Raw genomic sequence first — 18,878 nt, 5'->3', positions numbered from 1 at the left:
TTACCATACAAAACAACAATATATTACACAACAACATATACGGGAATGAATTATGGGAGAGGTAATTTCTCTCTGGCCATTGACGGGGATCGCCGTCATCGTGGTCGGATTTCTTTTACGTTTTAATCCGGTATTGGTGGTTATTATTGCCGGGATCGTCACGGGACTGGCGGCGCATATGCCGATCGCCACCATCCTCGAGAAGCTGGGTGAAGGTTTTCTTAACACCCGCAACCTGCCGTTTATCCTGCTGATCCCACTGGCGGTTATTGGCCTGCTGGAACGTCACGGACTCAAAGAGCGCGCTCAGGCGTGGATTGCGAAAATCCGCAGTGCCACCAGTGGCCGTCTGCTTATTGTCTATCTGTTCATTCGTGAAGCGACCGCTGCGTTAGGGTTGACGAGCCTGGGGGGGCATCCGCAGATGGTGCGCCCGCTGCTGGCGCCAATGGCGGAAGGGGCCGCCGAGAAAAATCACGGCGAGATACCCGGCGCGGTTCGCTATCGCCTGCGCGCAATGTCAGCGGCGACCGATAACGTCGGGCTGTTTTTCGGTGAAGATATCTTTGTTGCCTTCGGCGCGATCATATTCATGCACAACTTTATGCTGGAGTCTGGTGGGATCCAGACCGAACCGCTGCATATCGCCTTGTGGGGGATCCCGACGGCAATTTGTGCTTTCCTGATCCACGGCACGCGTTTGTGGCGTCTGGATAGCTATTTGCAACGTGAAGTGGCGAAAGCGAATGCCGCAGCGAAAGGGGAAGCGAAATGAATTTTCAACAAAGCTATCTCTACTGGCTGGCAGGTGCGGTATTACTGATTGTGGCGCTGATGTCCTGGCAGGACAAAGCGAACCCGCGTCGTTTCACCACAGGCCTGTTTTGGGGCATATATGGCGTACTGTTTCTGCTTGGTGACTGGACATACTCGCTGTTTGGCGATAAACGCGCAGTGCATATTGCCGTCGGCGTTGCGGTGGTTGTGCTGGCCCTGATCGCGGGTTTTGGTGGAGTGAAGCTGGGAAGCTACCATCAACGCACGCAGCAACAGCGCGAAGAAAGCGCCAGCCGCCTGGGCAACCGCCTGTTTTTCCCGGCATTAGCGATCCCGGTGGTAACGGTCATTGGCGTACTGATGTTCAACCATATTCCGGGCTTACAGGATGCGCTATTCGGGCCGGGTAATCACGCCACGCTGGTAACGCTCTTTTCAATGACAGCGGGCTCGTTGATTGGTCTGGCGATGGCGATAAAAATGACCCATGAGCGGGTGCATCAACCGATTCAGGAGGCACGCCGTCTGCTGGACTCCATTGGCTGGGCGTTCATTTTGCCGCAGATTCTGGCTACGCTTGGGTTGCTGTTTACAGCGGCGGGTGTCGGTAGCGGCATTTCATACCTGACGCAGGAATATCTGGCGGTGGATAGTCGCTTTATCGCGGTGGCGGTGTACACCATCGGCATGGCATTGCTGACCATGGTTATGGGTAATGCGTTTGCTGCTTTCCCGATCGTGACCGCTGGGATTGGTATTCCAATCCTCGTACTGCAACACGGCGGCAACCCAGCGGTAATGGCGGCGATTGGTATGTTCTCCGGCTATTGTGGGACGCTGATGACGCCGATGGCGGCGAACTTTAATATTGTTCCTGCAGCGTTGCTGGAACTACCGGACAAAAATGCGGTGATTAAAGCGCAGGTGCCAACCGGCATACTGCTGCTGCTGGTCAACGTGTTCCTGATGTATTTCCTGATGTTCCTGTAAGGAGGAAGGATGAAAACAGTACTCATCACGGGATTTGAACCCTTTGGCGGCGAGTCAGTTAACCCTTCCTGGGAAGTGGTCTCGAGCCTCGACAATGCTATTATCGGTGGATGCCGCGTAATAGCCCGCCAACTACCGTGTGTCTTTGGCGAGTCTCTCGCTGTACTCAATGCCGCGATTGACGCGTTGTCGCCATCACTGGTGCTGGCGGTGGGGCAGGCGGGTGGTCGCACGGATATCACCGTGGAACGTGTGGCGATTAACGTTGACGATGCGCGTATTGCGGATAACCAGGGGCAACAGCCGGTCGATGTGCCGATTGTAGTCGATGGCCCGGCGGCATGGTTTAGTACGTTGCCGATTAAAGCGATGGTTGTCTCCATGCGCAACGCGGGAATTCCGGCCTCGGTTTCCCAGACTGCGGGTACTTTCGTGTGTAACCACGTGATGTATGGCCTGCTGCATAAACTACGCGACGTACCGGCGGTGAAGGGCGGCTTGATTCATATCCCTTATTTGCCGCAACAGGCTGCACAGCATCCCGGGGCGCCAAGTATGGCGACAGAAACGGTGCGCCGTGCGCTGGAGATTGCGATTGCCACCGCCTTGCAGGTGGAAAGCGATATCGCAGTGACGGGCGGTGCAACACATTAACAAAGGAAAGTATTATGCCTGAAGGCCCGGAGATCCGCCGCGCGGCGGATAACCTGGAGGCGGCAGTCAAAGGCAAACCCCTGACGGATGTCTGGTTTGCCTTTGAGCAGTTAAAACCGTATCAATCTCAACTGATTGGGCAACGTGTTACCCAGCTTGAAACGCGGGGGAAAGCATTACTGACCCATTTTTCTAATGGCCTGACGCTGTACAGTCACAATCAGCTCTATGGCGTGTGGCGAGTGGTGGATACCGGCAAAATTCCGCAAACTTCACGGGTACTGCGTGTCAGGCTGCAGACACACGACAAAACTATCCTGCTCTATAGCGCGTCTGATATCGAAATGCTGACGCCAGAACAGCTCTCCACCCATCCGTTCCTGCAACGGGTAGGGCCAGATGTACTGGATTTACGTTTAACGCCCGATGAGGTTAAAGCGCGTCTGTTATCTCCGCGTTTTCGCAATCGCCAGTTTTCTGGTCTGCTACTGGACCAGGCATTTCTGGCGGGATTAGGTAACTACCTGCGGGTAGAGATCCTCTGGCAGGTTGGGTTGACCGGGCAGCATAAAGCGTCGCAGCTTAGTGATGAGCAACTGGATAAACTGGCACATGCGCTGCTTGATATTCCGCGGCTGTCTTATACTACCCGCGGCCTGGTCGACGAGAATAAACATCACGGTGCGTTGTTTCGCTTTAAGGTCTTTCATCGGGATGGCGAAACCTGTGAGCGTTGTGGTGGAATAATCGAGAAAACGATGCTCTCTTCGCGCCCCTTTTACTGGTGCCCGGGTTGTCAGCACTAAGCGGGTTGTTTTGGTGCGTGCACCGAAATAAAACGCGCGACTGCGGGGCCAGTTAACAAAATGCTGAACAGTCGCAGGGTTTGCATCGCCATGATGAGCGCCATATCAGCGTGGCTCCCTGCGGCGATCACCGCAACAGAATCCACTCCTCCAGGACTGGTTGCCAGATAGGCAGTGAGAAAATCGATCTGCATGTAATGCGCCAGTCCCCAGGCCATGGCTGCGCAGATCGCCATCAGTGAAAAAATAGACAACAGGATCTGTGGCAGTGGTCGTAATGCCATTAAAAAGATCTGCTTGTCAAAGCCAAGACCGATTTGCCAGCCAATTGACATATAGGCTATTGCCAGTAGCCATTCCGGCAGTTCAATCACCATCACTCCGCTTGCATTCAGCATGGCACCCACCAGCATTGGCAATAGCATAACGCCAGAGGGAATACGCAGTAGGCGTCCAGCCGTGCCGGCAACGGCGGCCAGCATCAGAGTGCTGAAAAGATTGCCGCTTAGTGGCGGAAACCAGATGATTTGTTCACTGACCGTTTGGGCCTGGTCGCCCATCACCAGCCGGGTGACCAGCGCTGCCGCGCCGACCACCAACAGTACGCGCAGATACTGCATAAACGCCACCAGCCGGATGTCGGCGCCATAATCCTGGGCCATTGCGACCATTGCCGCTGCACCGCCTGGTGACGAGCCCCACGCACCGGTATTCCCCGGTAGATTACTATAGCGAACCAGCAGCCAGCCGATTATCGCGCTGCTGATAAGGGTTGCCAGCAGGATAACAATCACCATCGGCCAGTGGGCTGCAAGGGTTGTGAAGATTGAACCGGTCAGATTTTGGGCAATCATGCAGCCGAGAATCGCCTGTGCGCCAAGAAATGTGCAGCGAGGAGGATGCAGCGAGATGCCGCGCATACTGAAAATGATGCCGACGATCATCGAACCGAGCAGCAAGGGGCCCGGAAGATGGATAAAGAGAAAGAGCAGGGAAAGAAGGAGCGATAGCACAAACAACAGGCTCCACTGCAAAACAGGCATCCCATGCTCCCTTGTTTTATGCTGCATTCAATGTCTTGATATAGCATAGAGAAAAAGTCCGCTGAAAAAAATATCAGGTATCAATAAAAACGGACTAACCGGCGATCGGGTATTGATGCCTGTTATCTGAAAAAATCGTCGACAGCATCATTCCAGGCATGCCCGAAGATAGACCACTCCTGACTGATTGTAGGTGGAAAACCGCTCCGGCAGTATCCATTTTTTGATTCAAAATCAAAGACACCGTGTGGGTAACCATTTATCAGCAACACACATTTCTTACTGTCTTCTGACCAACCGATCTTCACATCTGATGGGATATGTCCATCTGACACGTCTTCTGCATTGTAAATATGTAGTGCATCTTTGATAGGATTTCCGTCTTCAGATTCATCAAGTGCATAGAAATATCCGGTTTGACCATTATCTTCAAATACAGCAGCGTATGAACCTTCAGGGGCTAAACTTTCTATTACCTGAGTTTCACCGACGATGAGTTGAGCTTGAACCGTAACTGTTATTGTCATTTTAATTTTCCTGGATGTATAAAACTACGCTGTTCTATAATCGGTATTGATGTTTAACGACTTGATTTGAAATTTTTAGGTTGATTGTTTAAATGATGAGCGTCCCTGGGACTTACGCCATCTTTTGATTTCATCAATGACGCCTTGTGGGCTGTCTTCCCTGTCATCCGGGGGATAAAAAATCAATCCATTACTTTCCGGATGGTCCACGATTTTATCGAAATGATCGACTAATGAGTCGATGTAAGATTCACGATCCATTTCTCCCTGGTAGCGCGGGTTTGCAGAGAATTCATTTAGGAAGTCTAAGAATTCGGATTCGGTGTAGTCTTCAAGGCGTTGTTTTAGTTGCATGTGTAACCTCTTTACTTATTAGAGTGATTTTTAATATGATTTTTCACAGTATTAATTCTCATGTTATCCATATCAAAGACTTCGCCACCATTAATGATAAAATCAAGATGGTGAATTTCGAATCTTTTTCTCCTTCCAACATGTTCAGTAGGGATGCTAAATGGAGCATTTCCGAGACGAATTTCTATTTGATTTCGTTCTTTAAACTGTGACATTAGCTCAGGGCACTCTGACACCGCAAGCCAGAACTCTCTTCTGAAATGGTCAAAGTTGCGAAATGTTCTTCCTCGCAGCTTATCTGCGACCTGTGCAGGTATCGGTGCGCCCAGCCCTGAACTGGCGGCTTCAAGCCAACGATTATTTCCGGATAAAATTTCACCGTGGCCGGTTGCTGTGCCGGGTTCGTCCCGGGCTGTTTTCAGGTATACATATATCGGCTGAATGCCTGAATCGGCCGGAAAGACCAGAATATAATCGTTAAAATCGGCGACATCCGGCACAAGGAACGGTGGCGTGGTGTACTCATTTTTGCCATCCGGGATGGGTGTCACCAGAATTGTTGGCTGATCAAGCGGTGGAATATCGCTTCCAGTATGTTCAGGTACATCACCCGTCGCAGGATTTTCTGGCGTCCATGTGATTAACGGCCCGTCTACGTCGTGGGCAGGCGTAAATTCATAACGATGGTGTCCATCATTCCATAGCATATTCGCGACGCGCACGTTTTCATACGGAGTACCTTCGCCGGTATGCACGCCGTAGACTTGCGACTTACCGTGAATGTCGGTTCCCCAGAAAAAACGAACCCGGGTTGTGGCTGTGCCACCTACCAGCGCCTTTTTCCGCAGTTCTTCCTCATACCAGAACTCATCACGTCCGGGAACGCGTGCGCTGCCCGTCCCCGCAGACGGAATATACAGCGCGGAAGCTAACGCTCCGATATAAGGAACGCCGCGTGCGGCGCTGAGCATGCCACCGAGTGACCACTCGCCCCACACCTGCGTCAGCCCACCTAATATCGGCAGCGTGGTCGAGGCTTCTGCGGGTTGTGCATATCCGCAACAATCATCAACGGAAGATTGTGCGAAAACCGCCATCTGACCGAAGTTTTCAGCCGATTCTTCACGGCTCCCTGCGTCTGTACAGCCTTTCTCTTTCAGACAGGATTTGGCATAGACCGGTGTGACTGCAGGAATGAGTGGTGCTGGGGGGGGAGGTCGGTTCGCAACGGGTATTATCGAACTAGCCGGCTGATTGCGGGGCGGTATAAACAAACGATTGTACTCAGCAGGCAACGCCAGGTAGTCAAACTCCGTATTGGCAATCAGGTGCTTGCAAAGAATATAGTCATACGATACCGCAATTTCTTCGGTATCCAGCTCGTTTAGGGCCACATAGGTTTGTATGCTTTTTACCGAAGCATTTCTTAATTGAATATAATAGTAGCGTTCCCATCTGCCGAATCTGTTTATTCGCCATAAATCAATTTCAATAAACAGACGTTCATTGTTATTGATGGCGTTAATAAATAGCGGTGTGCTTTTATCAATTAATTTTTCAAATCTTAGCGCCCGGGTATTAATACCAGAACCCGTATTAACTAATCCGTTAGAGAGCGAAAAAGCAAAAATCTCATCAGGATGGTTTTCCTGCCAGCGATTTCCTATCGATGCGTCTGTACCACAACCAGAAGAGATATCGCCTTGTCGCTCACCTGTTATCTTCAGATAAATAAGGTCGCCCATGCCATTTAATCCAGTGCTGTGTTTTATGAGGCCGGATTAAATAGTTAATGAATTTAAAGATCAAATAATGCTTTGGTAATTAATGCTATATTAAACAGGGTAGGAATTGCGCTCAATTAAATATATTAAAGGGCGAGTAAACGAGAGAAAGTAATATTGAAGAGGTGAATGCAATGAACAAGACGGGAACTGAAAAAAGCCACCGGAATTATCCGGTGGCCTGAACAATTAACGCTTAATATCAGACTTAAAATCGCGCTTGTCGTAGCCGGTGTACAACTGACGCGGACGCGCGATTTTCATGCCGTCGGTGTGCATTTCGTTCCAGTGTGCAATCCAGCCAACGGTACGTGCCATGGCGAAGATCACGGTGAACATGGAGGACGGAATACCCATCGCTTTCAGGATGATGCCGGAGTAGAAGTCTACGTTCGGGTAGAGTTTCTTCTCAATGAAGTACGGGTCGTTGAGCGCAATGTGCTCAAGTTCCATCGCCACTTCCAGCAGATCATCTTTGGTGCCCAGTTCTTTCAGTACTTCATGGCAGGTTTCACGCATGACAGTAGCGCGCGGGTCATAGTTTTTATAAACACGGTGACCAAAGCCCATCAGGCGGAAGGAATCATTCTTGTCTTTCGCGCGGCGAACAAATTCCGGAATGTGTTTAACAGAGCTGATTTCTTCCAGCATTTTCAGCGCAGCTTCGTTTGCGCCGCCGTGTGCCGGTCCCCACAGGGAAGCAATACCGGCCGCGATGCAGGCAAACGGGTTAGCGCCAGAAGAGCCCGCGGTACGTACGGTGGAGGTTGAGGCGTTCTGTTCGTGGTCAGCGTGCAGGATTAAGATACGGTCCATTGCGCGTTCCAGAATCGGATTCACTTCGTATTTTTCGCACGGCGTAGAGAACATCATGTTCAGGAAGTTACCGGCGTAGGAGAGATCGTTACGTGGGTATACGAACGGCTGCCCGATGGAATATTTGTAGCACATCGCTGCCATGGTTGGCATTTTGGACAGCAGGCGGAAGGCGGCGATTTCACGGTGACGTGCGTTGTTTACATCCAGCGAGTCATGATAGAACGCTGCCAGCGCTCCGGTAACACCGCACATAACGGCCATCGGGTGAGAGTCGCGGCGGAAACCGTGGAACAGACGGGTGATCTGCTCGTGGATCATGGTATGGCGAGTGACTGTGGTTTTGAACTCGTCGTACTCTTCCTGCGTCGGTTTTTCGCCGTACAGCAGGATATAACACACTTCCAGATAGTTGGACTCGGTCGCCAGTTGGTCAATCGGGAAGCCGCGATGCAGCAAAACACCTTCGTCACCGTCGATGAAAGTAATTTTGGATTCGCAGGATGCGGTAGAGGTGAAACCTGGGTCAAAAGTAAACATCCCTTTTGAGCCAAGGCTACGAATATCAATAACATCTTGACCGAGCGTACCTTTCAGCACATCCAGTTCAATAGCAGCGTCACCATTTAGAGTGAGTTTTGCTTTAGTATCAGCCATTTACGGTCTCCTTAGCGCCTTATTGCTTAAGACTGCCGGAACTTAAATTTGCCTTCGTGCATCAATAAACCGTTACCAGTTTGTTATTTGGCTCGCCGCTCTGCGAAAGAGGGGATGACCTGGGTACAGAGCTATGGGCGCTTGCAGGTAAAACGGTCTTTTCATGGCGAATAAACTGCAAATCAAGAACTTAGCAATCCGAATTATTTAACCTGTCTATCACTAATAACTGTCCTGAAGGTATTGGTCAATACTTCCACACTGTTACATAACTAAATCTCCGGTGAAAGAGTGACCCCATAACTTTTACGCATTATATGCTTTTTCTGGTGTCGTTTGTAACAACTTTGTTTAATGATTGTCAAATCAGATGATTAAAAATTAAAATAATGTTGTTATCGTGACCTATGTCACTGTTCGGGATAAAACCCGACAAACTATATGTAGGTTAATTGTAATGATTTTGTGAACGTCCTATACTGCCGCCAGGTCTCCGGAATACCCTGCAATCCCGAGCCAACCAGCGTTGTAACGTGTCGTTTTAGCATCTGGAAGCAGTGTTTTATATGACGCGTAGTTATAGTAAGGACGCTGTCTGACCCGCACGCAGACCGGAGGAAGGAAATCCCGTCGTCTTTCAGGCTACAGGTGTCTTCATCTTCTGTACCCGAAGTCTAAAGGGAATAATAAGAACAGCATGTGGGCGTTATTCATGATAAGAAATGTGAAAAAACAAAGACCTGTCAATCTGGATCTGCAAACGATCCGGTTCCCAATCACGGCGATAGCGTCCATTCTCCATCGCGTATCCGGAGTGATCACCTTTGTGGCGGTCGGGATTCTGTTGTGGTTATTGGGTACCAGCCTTTCCTCCCCTGAAGGTTTCCTCACCGCGTCATCCATTATGAATAACTTCTTTGTGGAGTTAATTCTGTGGGGGATCCTGATTGCGCTGGCATATCACGCCGTAATGGGCATTCGCCATCTGTTGATGGATTTTGGCTATATCGAAGAAACCCTCGAAGCAGGGACACGCTCCGCCAAAATTTGTTTCGTTATCATTGTCGTGCTTTCACTTCTCGCAGGAGTCCTCGTATGGTAAGCAACGCCTCCGCATTAGGACGCAACGGCGTACATGACTTCATTCTGGTCCGTGCTACCGCTATCGTTCTGACGTTATACATCATCTATATGGTCGGTTTCTTCGCCACCAGCGGCGAGCTGACGTATGAAGTCTGGACCGGTTTCTTCTCATCGGCATTCACCAAAGTCTTCACCCTGCTGGCACTCTTCTCCATCTTGATTCATGCCTGGATTGGCATGTGGCAGGTGTTGACCGACTACGTTAAACCTCTGGCTGTGCGCCTGATTCTGCAACTGGCTATCGTCGTTGCGCTGGTGGTTTACGTCATTTATGGATTTGTTGTGGTGTGGGGTGTGTAATGAAACTGCCAGTCAGAGAATTTGATGCTGTTGTGATTGGTGCCGGCGGCGCAGGTATGCGCGCGGCGCTGCAAATTTCCCAGAGCGGTCAGACCTGTGCGCTGCTCTCCAAAGTGTTCCCAACCCGTTCCCATACCGTATCAGCGCAGGGTGGCATCACCGTTGCGCTCGGTAATACCCATGAAGATAACTGGGAATGGCACATGTACGACACCGTTAAAGGGTCGGACTACATTGGTGACCAGGACGCTATTGAATATATGTGTAAAACCGGTCCGGAAGCGATTCTGGAGCTGGACCACATGGGGCTGCCGTTCTCTCGCCTCGACAATGGCACAATTTATCAACGTCCGTTTGGCGGCCAGTCGAAGAACTTCGGCGGCGAGCAGGCGGCTCGTACTGCGGCAGCGGCCGACCGTACCGGTCATGCGCTGTTGCACACGCTGTATCAGCAGAACCTGAAAAACCATACCACCATCTTCTCCGAGTGGTATGCGCTGGACCTGGTGAAAAACGCCGATGGCGCAGTTGTCGGTTGTACCGCGCTGTGTATCGAAACCGGTGAAGTGGTTTACTTCAAAGCCCGTGCGACCGTGCTGGCCACCGGCGGTGCTGGCCGTATTTATCAGTCCACTACTAATGCCCACATCAATACCGGTGACGGTGTTGGTATGGCTATCCGCGCTGGCGTGCCGGTGCAGGATATGGAGATGTGGCAGTTCCACCCAACCGGTATCGCCGGTGCAGGCGTTCTGGTAACAGAAGGCTGCCGTGGTGAAGGTGGCTACCTGCTGAACAAACATGGCGAGCGCTTCATGGAGCGTTATGCCCCGAATGCGAAAGACCTGGCGGGTCGTGACGTGGTGGCGCGTTCCATCATGATCGAAATTCGCGAAGGTCGCGGCTGCGACGGCCCGTGGGGTCCGCACGCCAAACTGAAACTCGACCACCTGGGTAAAGAAGTGCTGGAATCCCGTCTGCCGGGTATTCTCGAACTGTCCCGTACCTTTGCTCACGTTGACCCGGTCAAAGAGCCGATTCCGGTTATCCCAACCTGCCACTATATGATGGGCGGTATTCCGACCAAAGTAACTGGCCAGGCGTTGACCGTGAATGAGCAGGGCGAAGATGTGGTGATCCCTGGGCTGTTTGCCGTCGGCGAAATCGCCTGCGTATCGGTTCACGGCGCCAACCGTCTGGGCGGCAACTCGCTGCTGGACCTGGTAGTATTTGGTCGTGCGGTTGGTCTGCATCTGCAGGAGTCCATCGCTGAGCAGGGTGACCTGCTGGATGCGACCGAAGATGAAATCGACGCTTCTCTGGCGCGTCTGAACCGCTGGAACGGTAACCGTAACGGTGAAGACCCGGTGGCGATTCGCAAAGCGCTGCAAGAATGTATGCAGCATAACTTCTCGGTATTCCGCGAAGGCGATGCGATGGCGAAAGGTCTGGAAGAGCTGAAAGCGATCCGCGAACGCCTGAAAAATGCCCGTCTGGACGATACCTCCAGCGAGTTCAACACCCAGCGCGTTGAGTGTCTGGAGTTGGATAACCTGATGGAGACCGCGTACGCCACTGCAGTATCTGCAAACTTCCGTACCGAAAGCCGTGGCGCGCATAGCCGCTTCGACTTCCCGGAACGTGATGATGAAAACTGGCTGTGCCATTCCCTGTACCTGCCAGAGTCGGAATCCATGACGCGACGTCAAGTCAATATGGAACCGAAGCTGCGCCCGGCATTCCCGCCGAAGATTCGTACTTATTAATGCGGAGACAGGACAATGAAACTCGAGTTTTCAGTTTATCGCTATAACCCGGATGTTGACGACGCTCCGCGCATGCAGGATTACACCCTGGAGGCGGAAGAAGGGCGCGACATGATGCTGCTGGATGCATTGATGCAGCTGAAAGAAAAAGATCCGTCGCTGTCGTTTCGTCGCTCCTGCCGTGAAGGGGTTTGTGGCTCCGACGGTCTGAACATGAACGGCAAAAATGGACTGGCCTGTATCACTCCTATTTCTGCGCTGAATCAGCCGGGCAAAAAAATTGTCATTCGCCCGCTGCCGGGTTTACCGGTTGTGCGCGATTTGGTGGTAGACATGGGGCAATTCTACGCACAGTATGAGAAGATTAAGCCTTACTTGTTGAATAATGGGAAAAATCCGCCAGCTCGTGAGCATTTACAAATGCCAGAGCAGCGTGAGAAGCTCGATGGGCTGTATGAATGTATTTTGTGTGCATGCTGCTCAACGTCCTGCCCATCATTCTGGTGGAACCCGGACAAATTTATTGGCCCGGCAGGCCTGCTGGCAGCGTATCGCTTCTTAATTGATAGCCGCGATACCGAGACCGACAGCCGCCTGGAAGGTTTAAGTGACGCTTTCAGCGTATTCCGCTGCCATAGCATCATGAACTGCGTCAGCGTATGTCCGAAAGGACTGAACCCGACGCGCGCCATCGGCCATATTAAGTCGATGCTGCTCAAACGTAGTGCGTAAGTAGTTGTAGTGGTTGTCGGATGGCGACGTAGCGTCTTATCCGGCCTACGGGTTATGTACCTTGTAGGTCTGATAGGCGAAGCGCCATCAGGCAATGGTTGCCGGATGGCGACGTAGCGTCTTATCCGGCCTACGGGTTACGTACCTTGTAGGCCTGATTAGCGAAGCGCCATCAGGCAATTTAAGTGCAGGAAACCTCTAAAAACTGCCACATTATTAGACAGTTTTTAAAGGTTCCTTAGCGGACGCAGATGACACGACAGTCCGCAACAAGTGAACCCCGGCACGCACATCGGTGTGCGTGGTAGTATCCACGGCGAAGTAAGCATACAAATGCTTAAGGGATCACGATGCAGAACAGCGCTTTGAAAGCCTGGTTGGACTCTTCTTACCTCTCTGGTTCTAACCAGAGCTGGATAGAACAGCTCTATGAAGACTTCTTAACCGACCCTGACTCGGTAGATGCTAACTGGCGTTCGACGTTCCAGCAGTTACCTGGTACCGGAGTCAAACCGGATCAACTTCACTCAAAAACACGTGATTATTTCCGTCGACAGGCGTTGATTACCCCACGTTACTCTTCTTCTATTTCCGACCCTGATGCCAATGTGAAGCAGGTTAAAGTCCTGCAGCTCATTAACGCCTATCGTTTCCGCGGTCATCAGCATGCGAATCTTGATCCGCTGGGACTGTGGCAGCAAGAAAATGTGGCCGATCTGGACCCGTCTTTCCACGATCTGACCGATGCGGATTTCCAGGAAAGCTTTAACGTAGGTTCTTTTGCCGGCGGCAAAGACACGATGAAGCTGAGCGACCTGGTTGTTGCGCTGAAACAAACCTACTGCGGCCCAATTGGCGCCGAGTATATGCACATCACCAGCACCGAAGAAAAACGTTGGCTTCAGCAGCGTATCGAGTCTGGCCGTGCCGCATTCAGTAGCGAAGAGAAAAAACGTTTCCTCAGTGAACTGACCGCAGCAGAAGGTCTGGAACGCTACCTGGGCGCTAAGTTCCCGGGCGCGAAACGCTTCTCGCTGGAAGGCGGCGATGCGTTAATCCCAATGCTCAAAGAGATGATCCGCCACGCCGGTAACAGCGGTACCCGTGAAGTGGTACTGGGCATGGCGCACCGTGGTCGTCTGAACGTTCTGGTTAACGTACTGGGCAAACGCCCGCAGGAACTGTTCGACGAATTTGCGGGCAAACATAAAGAACACCTCGGCACCGGTGACGTGAAGTACCACATGGGCTTCTCATCAGATATCGAAACCGAAGGCGGTCTGGTGCACCTGGCGCTGGCGTTTAACCCGTCGCACCTGGAAATCGTTAGCCCGGTGGTTATCGGTTCCGTACGTGCGCGTCTGGATCGTCTGGACGAGCCGAGCAGCAATAAAGTCCTGCCAATCACCATTCACGGTGATGCGGCAGTTACCGGGCAGGGCGTGGTTCAGGAAACCCTGAACATGTCGAAAGCGCGTGGTTACGAAGTGGGCGGTACCGTTCGCATCGTTATCAACAACCAGGTGGGCTTCACTACGTCTAACCCGCTGGATGCGCGTTCTACACCGTACTGTACCGACATCGGTAAGATGGTTCAGGCGCCGATTTTCCACGTGAACGCGGATGACCCGGAAGCGGTCGCTTTCGTGACCCGCCTGGCGCTGGATTTCCGTAATACCTTTAAACGCGATGTCTTTATCGATCTGGTGTGCTACCGCCGTCACGGCCACAACGAAGCCGACGAGCCGAGCGCAACCCAGCCGCTGATGTATCAGAAAATCAAAAAGCATCCGACCCCGCGCAAAATCTACGCTGATAAGCTGGAAGCGGACAAGGTCGCCACGCTGGAAGATGCGACCGAGATGGTCAATCTGTACCGTGACGCGCTGGATGCTGGCGAATGCGTAGTGAAAGAGTGGCGTCCAATGAACATGCACTCCTTCACCTGGTCGCCGTACCTCAACCACGAATGGGATGAAAACTACCCGAACAAAGTTGAGATGAAGCGTCTGCAGGAGCTGGCAAAACGCATCAGCACCGTACCTGAAGCGGTTGAAATGCAGTCGCGTGTTGCCAAGATTTACGGCGACCGCCAGGCCATGGCCGCAGGCGAGAAGCTGTTTGACTGGGGTGGTGCAGAGAATCTGGCTTACGCCACGCTGGTTGACGAAGGCATTCCGGTCCGTCTGTCGGGTGAAGACTCCGGTCGCGGAACCTTCTTCCACCGTCACGCGGTGATTCATAACCAGGCGAACGGTTCAACCTACACGCCGCTGCAGCATGTGCATAACGGACAAGGCACCTTCCGCGTATGGGACTCCGTGCTGTCTGAAGAAGCCGTGCTGGCGTTCGAGTACGGTTATGCCACAGCAGAACCGCGCACGCTAACCATCTGGGAAGCACAGTTCGGTGACTTCGCTAACGGTGCACAGGTCGTTATCGACCAGTTCATCTCTTCCGGCGAGCAGAAATGGGGCCGTATGTGTGGTCTGGTTATGCTGCTGCCGCACGGCTATGAAGGTCAGGGTCCGGAGCACTCCTCCGCGCGTCTGGAACGTTATCTGCAACTTTGCGCTGAACAAAACATGCAGGTTTGCGTCCCGTCTACCCCGGCGCAGGTTTACCACATGCTGCGTCGTCAGGCGCTGCGCGGTATGCGTCGTCCGCTGGTGGTGATGTCACCGAAGTCGCTGCTGCGTCATCCGCTGGCGGTGTCTACGCTGGACGAACTGGCAAATGGTACTTTCCTGCCAGCCATTGGCGAAGTAGATGAACTTGATCCTAAAGGCGTGAAGCGTGTCGTGATGTGTTCTGGTAAGGTTTATTACGACCTGCTGGAGCAACGCCGCAAGAACGACCAAAAAGATGTCGCCATTGTGCGCATCGAACAGCTCTATCCGTTCCCGCATAAAGCGGTGCAGGAAGCGCTGAAACCATTTGCTCACGTACATGATTTTGTCTGGTGCCAGGAAGAGCCGCTCAACCAGGGCGCATGGTACTGCAGCCAGCATCATTTCCGTGAAGTAATTCCATTTGGGTCAGCTCTGCGTTATGCAGGTCGCCCGGCCTCTGCCTCTCCGGCAGTAGGGTATATGTCCGTTCACCAGAAGCAGCAACAAGATCTGGTAAATGACGCGCTGAACGTCGATTAAATAAAGGATAAATAATGAGTAGCGTAGATATTCTTGTTCCCGACCTGCCTGAATCCGTAGCGGATGCAACGGTTGCAACCTGGCACAAAAAACCGGGCGATGCAGTACGTCGTGATGAAGTACTGGTAGAAATCGAAACTGACAAAGTGGTACTGGAAGTACCGGCATCAGCGGACGGTATTCTTGATGCGGTTCTGGAAGATGAAGGGACAACCGTCACTTCTCGCCAGATCCTCGGTCGCCTGCGTGAAGGCAACAGCACCGGTAAAGAAACCAGTGCTAAGTCTGAAGAGAAAGATTCTACTCCGGCACAGCGCCAGCAGGCGTCTCTTGCTGAGCAGAACAACGATGCCCTGAGCCCGGCGATCCGTCGCCTGCTGGGTGAGCATAACCTCGAAGCCAGCGCTATCAACGGCACCGGTGTCGGCGGTCGTATCACCCGTGAAGATGTTGAAAAACATCTGGCGAAAGCTCCGGCTGCGAAAGCCGAAGCAAAAGCGCCGGCTGCAGCGCCTGCACCGCAGGCTCAACTGGGCGCGCGTGGCGAAAAACGTGTTCCGATGACCCGTCTGCGCAAACGCGTAGCCGAGCGTCTGCTGGAAGCGAAAAATTCTACCGCCATGCTGACCACGTTCAACGAAGTCAACATGAAGCCAATCATGGACCTGCGTAAGCAATACGGTGATGCGTTCGAGAAACGCCACGGTATCCGTCTGGGCTTTATGTCTTTCTACGTGAAAGCGGTTGTTGAAGCGCTGAAACGCTATCCGGAAGTGAACGCGTCCATCGACGGCGATGACGTGGTTTACCACAACTACTTTGATGTCAGCATGGCGGTCTCCACGCCGCGTGGCCTGGTCACGCCGGTCCTGCGTGATGTGGATCTGCTGGGTATGGCTGACATTGAGAAGAATATTAAAGAACTGGCAGTTAAAGGTCGCGACGGCAAGTTGACGGTCGAAGATCTGACGGGTGGTAACTTCACCATCACTAACGGTGGTGTGTTCGGTTCCCTGATGTCCACGCCGATCATCAACCCACCGCAGAGCGCCATCCTGGGTATGCATGCCATCAAAGATCGTCCGATGGCGGTAGACGGCAAGGTTGAAATCCTGCCGATGATGTATCTGGCGCTGTCTTATGACCACCGTCTGATCGATGGTCGTGAGTCAGTAGGCTTCCTGGTAACCATTAAAGAGTTGCTGGAAGATCCAACGCGTCTGCTGCTGGACGTGTAGTTAATAAGAGTATCACCTGCCCCGTAGGTCTGGACGCTTATCAGACCTACGGGTAAAAGATAACGATTACCTGAAGGATGGACAGAACACATGAACTTACATGAATATCAGGCAAAACAACTTTTTGCCCGCTATGGCTTACCGGCACCGGTGGGTTATGCCTGTACTACTCCGCGTGAAGCCGAAGAAGCTGCATCTAAAATCGGCGCTGGCCCGTGGGTAGTGAAATGTCAGGTTCACGCTGGTGGCCGTGGTAAAGCGGGCGGTGTGAAGGTGGTAAACAGCAAAGAAGACATTCGCGCTTTTGCTGAACACTGGCTGGGTAAACGTCTGGTCACTTACCAGACAGATGCTCATGGCCAACCGGTAAATCAGATTCTGGTTGAAGCCGCGACCGACATTGGTAAAGAACTTTACCTCGGCGCAGTTGTTGACCGTAGCTCCCGTCGCGTGGTCTTCATGGCCTCTACCGAAGGCGGCGTGGAAATCGAAAAAGTAGCGGAAGAAACCCCGCACCTGATCCACAAAGTGGCGCTCGATCCGCTGGCAGGCCCGATGCCTTACCAGGGTCGTGAGCTGGCGTTCAAACTGGGTCTGGAAGGTAAACAGGTTCAGCAGTTCACCAAGATCTTCATGGGTCTGGCGACTATCTTCCTGGAGCGCGATCTGGCGCTGATCGAAATCAACCCGCTGGTTGTGACCAAACAGGGTGATCTGATCTGCCTCGACGGCAAACTGGGCGCTGACGGCAACGCACTGTTCCGCCAGGCTGATCTGCGCGAAATGCGCGACCAGTCTCAGGAAGATCCGCGTGAAGCGCAGGCTGCACAGTGGGAACTGAACTACGTCGCACTGGACGGTAACATCGGTTGTATGGTTAACGGTGCGGGCCTGGCAATGGGCACCATGGACATCGTTAAGCTGCACGGCGGCGAACCGGCTAACTTCCTCGACGTTGGCGGCGGTGCGACCAAAGAGCGTGTAACCGAAGCGTTCAAAATTATCCTCTCTGATGACAATGTTAAAGCCGTACTGGTTAACATCTTCGGCGGTATCGTACGTTGCGATCTGATCGCTGACGGTATCATCGGCGCGGTAGCAGAAGTAGGTGTAAACGTTCCGGTCGTGGTACGTCTGGAAGGTAACAACGCTGAACTCGGCGCGAAAAAACTGGCTGATAGCGGCCTGAATATTATTGCAGCGAAAAGTCTGACGGATGCAGCTCAGCAGGTTGTTGCCGCAGTGGAGGGGAAATAATGTCAGTTTTAATTAATAAAGATACCAAGGTTATCTGCCAGGGCTTCACCGGTAGCCAGGGGACATTCCACTCCGAACAAGCGATCGCTTACGGTACGCAAATGGTCGGTGGCGTTACGCCGGGCAAAGGCGGCACCACGCATCTGGGTCTGCCAGTATTCAACACCGTACGTGAAGCGGTAGAAGCGACCGGCGCAACTGCCACCGTTATCTACGTTCCGGCGCCGTTCTGCAAAGATTCCATTCTGGAAGCAATCGATGCAGGCATCAAGCTTATCATCACCATCACCGAAGGTATCCCTACGCTGGATATGCTGACCGTGAAAGTGAAGCTGGATGAAGCTGGCGTACGCATGATCGGCCCGAACTGCCCAGGCGTTATCACTCCAGGTGAATGTAAAATCGGTATCATGCCGGGCCACATTCACAAGCCGGGTAAAGTGGGTATCGTTTCCCGTTCAGGTACCCTGACCTATGAAGCGGTTAAGCAGACCACCGACTACGGTTTCGGCCAGTCTACCTGTGTGGGCATCGGCGGCGACCCGATCCCTGGCTCTAACTTCATCGACATCCTGAAGCTGTTCCAGGAAGATCCGCAGACTGAAGCGATCGTCATGATCGGTGAGATCGGCGGTAGCGCGGAAGAAGAAGCAGCTGCTTATATTAAAGATCATGTGACCAAGCCGGTTGTGGGTTACATCGCGGGTGTGACTGCGCCGAAAGGTAAGCGTATGGGTCACGCGGGTGCGATTATCGCGGGTGGTAAAGGTACAGCGGATGAGAAATTCGCTGCGCTGGAAGCTGCAGGCGTGAAAACTGTCCGTAGCCTGGCCGATATCGGCGAAGCGCTGAAAACCGTTATTAAGTAAGAAATAAAAAAAC

Annotated in this window: 17 protein-coding genes and 1 pseudogene; 12 read left to right on the top strand and 6 right to left on the bottom strand. The window is 52.4% G+C overall.

Going from position 1 to position 18,878, the window contains the following annotated elements; all coding sequences use genetic code 11:
• Window positions 1-52 precede the first annotated feature (52 nt).
• From OGX83_RS10720 to nei, 4 genes are read left to right on the top strand one after another with little or no spacing between them, the layout of a single operon-like run.
• Complete coding sequence (locus tag OGX83_RS10720) at window positions 53-775, top strand: DUF969 domain-containing protein (RefSeq protein WP_003831395.1); 723 nt, start codon at window positions 53-55, stop codon at window positions 773-775.
• Entirely contained in the window at window positions 772-1,767 is a 996-nt protein-coding gene (locus tag OGX83_RS10715) for a DUF979 domain-containing protein (RefSeq protein ID WP_032942722.1), read from the top strand. Before OGX83_RS10720 ends, OGX83_RS10715 begins: the two co-directional genes overlap by 4 nt.
• 9 nt (window positions 1,768-1,776) lie before the next feature.
• Window positions 1,777-2,421 carry a pyroglutamyl-peptidase I gene (pcp, locus tag OGX83_RS10710; RefSeq protein ID WP_286588014.1) on the top strand — a complete coding sequence of 215 codons (645 nt, stop codon included), beginning with the start codon at window positions 1,777-1,779 and terminating at the stop codon, window positions 2,419-2,421.
• A 14-nt stretch (window positions 2,422-2,435) separates the two neighbouring features.
• Window positions 2,436-3,227, top strand: a complete 792-nt coding sequence (gene nei, locus OGX83_RS10705; RefSeq protein ID WP_048214670.1) for an endonuclease VIII — start codon at window positions 2,436-2,438, stop codon at window positions 3,225-3,227.
• On the opposite strand, the gene OGX83_RS10700 is transcribed toward nei, so the two are convergent.
• From OGX83_RS10700 to OGX83_RS10675, 6 genes and pseudogenes are all read right to left on the bottom strand, one after another.
• Window positions 3,224-4,270, bottom strand: a complete 1,047-nt coding sequence (locus tag OGX83_RS10700; protein WP_008784134.1) for an AbrB family transcriptional regulator — start codon at window positions 4,268-4,270, stop codon at window positions 3,224-3,226. The genes nei and OGX83_RS10700 overlap by 4 nt on opposite strands.
• Before the next feature lie 122 nt (window positions 4,271-4,392).
• Window positions 4,393-4,797, bottom strand: coding sequence for a DUF2251 domain-containing protein (locus tag OGX83_RS10695; RefSeq protein WP_071445729.1), 405 nt, complete (start codon window positions 4,795-4,797; stop codon window positions 4,393-4,395).
• 75 nt (window positions 4,798-4,872) lie between these two features.
• Window positions 4,873-5,151, bottom strand: coding sequence for a bacteriocin immunity protein (locus tag OGX83_RS10690; RefSeq protein WP_071445727.1), 279 nt, complete (start codon window positions 5,149-5,151; stop codon window positions 4,873-4,875).
• Window positions 5,152-5,162: 11 nt separating this feature from the next.
• Complete coding sequence (gene tssD, locus OGX83_RS10685; RefSeq protein WP_286574360.1) at window positions 5,163-6,896, bottom strand: type VI secretion system tube protein TssD; 1,734 nt, start codon at window positions 6,894-6,896, stop codon at window positions 5,163-5,165.
• Window positions 6,897-7,124: 228 nt separating this feature from the next.
• Window positions 7,125-8,408 (bottom strand): citrate synthase, encoded by a 1,284-nt coding sequence (locus OGX83_RS10680; RefSeq protein WP_003831404.1) that lies wholly within the window; start codon window positions 8,406-8,408, stop codon window positions 7,125-7,127.
• A gap of 203 nt (window positions 8,409-8,611) precedes the next feature.
• Window positions 8,612-8,722: pseudogene (locus tag OGX83_RS10675) on the bottom strand (hypothetical protein).
• A gap of 383 nt (window positions 8,723-9,105) precedes the next feature.
• Between OGX83_RS10675 and sdhC the strand changes: the two are divergent.
• The 8 genes from sdhC to sucD all read left to right on the top strand — a co-directional run bounded on the left by sdhC (window position 9,106) and on the right by sucD (window position 18,865).
• Window positions 9,106-9,510, top strand: coding sequence for a succinate dehydrogenase cytochrome b556 subunit (gene sdhC, locus OGX83_RS10670; RefSeq protein WP_003831406.1), 405 nt, complete (start codon window positions 9,106-9,108; stop codon window positions 9,508-9,510).
• Window positions 9,504-9,851 carry a succinate dehydrogenase membrane anchor subunit gene (gene sdhD, locus OGX83_RS10665; RefSeq protein ID WP_003831408.1) on the top strand — a complete coding sequence of 116 codons (348 nt, stop codon included), beginning with the start codon at window positions 9,504-9,506 and terminating at the stop codon, window positions 9,849-9,851. The genes sdhC and sdhD overlap by 7 nt, the downstream gene beginning before the upstream one ends.
• Window positions 9,851-11,617: a succinate dehydrogenase flavoprotein subunit gene (gene sdhA, locus OGX83_RS10660; protein ID WP_003831409.1), complete on the top strand. Its 1,767-nt coding sequence runs from the start codon at window positions 9,851-9,853 to the stop codon at window positions 11,615-11,617. The genes sdhD and sdhA overlap by 1 nt, the downstream gene beginning before the upstream one ends.
• A gap of 15 nt (window positions 11,618-11,632) precedes the next feature.
• Window positions 11,633-12,349: a succinate dehydrogenase iron-sulfur subunit SdhB gene (gene sdhB, locus OGX83_RS10655; RefSeq protein ID WP_003022921.1), complete on the top strand. Its 717-nt coding sequence runs from the start codon at window positions 11,633-11,635 to the stop codon at window positions 12,347-12,349.
• A gap of 350 nt (window positions 12,350-12,699) precedes the next feature.
• Complete coding sequence (gene sucA / locus OGX83_RS10650) at window positions 12,700-15,501, top strand: 2-oxoglutarate dehydrogenase E1 component (protein ID WP_003831411.1); 2,802 nt, start codon at window positions 12,700-12,702, stop codon at window positions 15,499-15,501.
• Between the two features lie 14 nt (window positions 15,502-15,515).
• Entirely contained in the window at window positions 15,516-16,739 is a 1,224-nt protein-coding gene (odhB, locus tag OGX83_RS10645) for a 2-oxoglutarate dehydrogenase complex dihydrolipoyllysine-residue succinyltransferase (protein ID WP_003022925.1), read from the top strand.
• Window positions 16,740-16,829: 90 nt separating this feature from the next.
• Window positions 16,830-17,996: an ADP-forming succinate--CoA ligase subunit beta gene (gene sucC / locus OGX83_RS10640; RefSeq protein WP_003022927.1), complete on the top strand. Its 1,167-nt coding sequence runs from the start codon at window positions 16,830-16,832 to the stop codon at window positions 17,994-17,996.
• A complete protein-coding gene (gene sucD / locus OGX83_RS10635; protein ID WP_003022929.1) occupies window positions 17,996-18,865 on the top strand; it encodes a succinate--CoA ligase subunit alpha in 870 nt (289 codons plus the stop codon). Before sucC ends, sucD begins: the two co-directional genes overlap by 1 nt.
• The last annotated feature ends 13 nt before the right edge of the window (window positions 18,866-18,878 follow it).

It is taken from the genome of Citrobacter sp. Cpo074 (assembly GCF_030332745.1).
Lineage (GTDB): Bacteria > Pseudomonadota > Gammaproteobacteria > Enterobacterales > Enterobacteriaceae > Citrobacter > Citrobacter portucalensis.
The sequence above is the reverse complement of the archived record's forward strand: the minus strand, read 5'-3'. Positions and strand labels throughout refer to the sequence as shown.

Bases quoted from the DNA above. Each gene is read 5' to 3' on its own strand.
- OGX83_RS10720 (WP_003831395.1), top strand. From the start codon at position 53: ATGGGAGAGGTAATTTCTCTCTGGCCATTGACGGGGATCGCCGTCATC.
- OGX83_RS10715 (WP_032942722.1), top strand. From the start codon at position 772: ATGAATTTTCAACAAAGCTATCTCTACTGGCTGGCAGGTGCGGTATTA.
- pcp (WP_286588014.1), top strand. From the start codon at position 1,777: ATGAAAACAGTACTCATCACGGGATTTGAACCCTTTGGCGGCGAGTCA.
- nei (WP_048214670.1), top strand. From the start codon at position 2,436: ATGCCTGAAGGCCCGGAGATCCGCCGCGCGGCGGATAACCTGGAGGCG.
- OGX83_RS10700 (WP_008784134.1), bottom strand. From the start codon at position 4,270: ATGCCTGTTTTGCAGTGGAGCCTGTTGTTTGTGCTATCGCTCCTTCTT.
- OGX83_RS10695 (WP_071445729.1), bottom strand. From the start codon at position 4,797: ATGACAATAACAGTTACGGTTCAAGCTCAACTCATCGTCGGTGAAACT.
- OGX83_RS10690 (WP_071445727.1), bottom strand. From the start codon at position 5,151: ATGCAACTAAAACAACGCCTTGAAGACTACACCGAATCCGAATTCTTA.
- tssD (WP_286574360.1), bottom strand. From the start codon at position 6,896: ATGGGCGACCTTATTTATCTGAAGATAACAGGTGAGCGACAAGGCGAT.
- OGX83_RS10680 (WP_003831404.1), bottom strand. From the start codon at position 8,408: ATGGCTGATACTAAAGCAAAACTCACTCTAAATGGTGACGCTGCTATT.
- sdhC (WP_003831406.1), top strand. From the start codon at position 9,106: ATGTGGGCGTTATTCATGATAAGAAATGTGAAAAAACAAAGACCTGTC.
- sdhD (WP_003831408.1), top strand. From the start codon at position 9,504: ATGGTAAGCAACGCCTCCGCATTAGGACGCAACGGCGTACATGACTTC.
- sdhA (WP_003831409.1), top strand. From the start codon at position 9,851: ATGAAACTGCCAGTCAGAGAATTTGATGCTGTTGTGATTGGTGCCGGC.
- sdhB (WP_003022921.1), top strand. From the start codon at position 11,633: ATGAAACTCGAGTTTTCAGTTTATCGCTATAACCCGGATGTTGACGAC.
- sucA (WP_003831411.1), top strand. From the start codon at position 12,700: ATGCAGAACAGCGCTTTGAAAGCCTGGTTGGACTCTTCTTACCTCTCT.
- odhB (WP_003022925.1), top strand. From the start codon at position 15,516: ATGAGTAGCGTAGATATTCTTGTTCCCGACCTGCCTGAATCCGTAGCG.
- sucC (WP_003022927.1), top strand. From the start codon at position 16,830: ATGAACTTACATGAATATCAGGCAAAACAACTTTTTGCCCGCTATGGC.
- sucD (WP_003022929.1), top strand. From the start codon at position 17,996: ATGTCAGTTTTAATTAATAAAGATACCAAGGTTATCTGCCAGGGCTTC.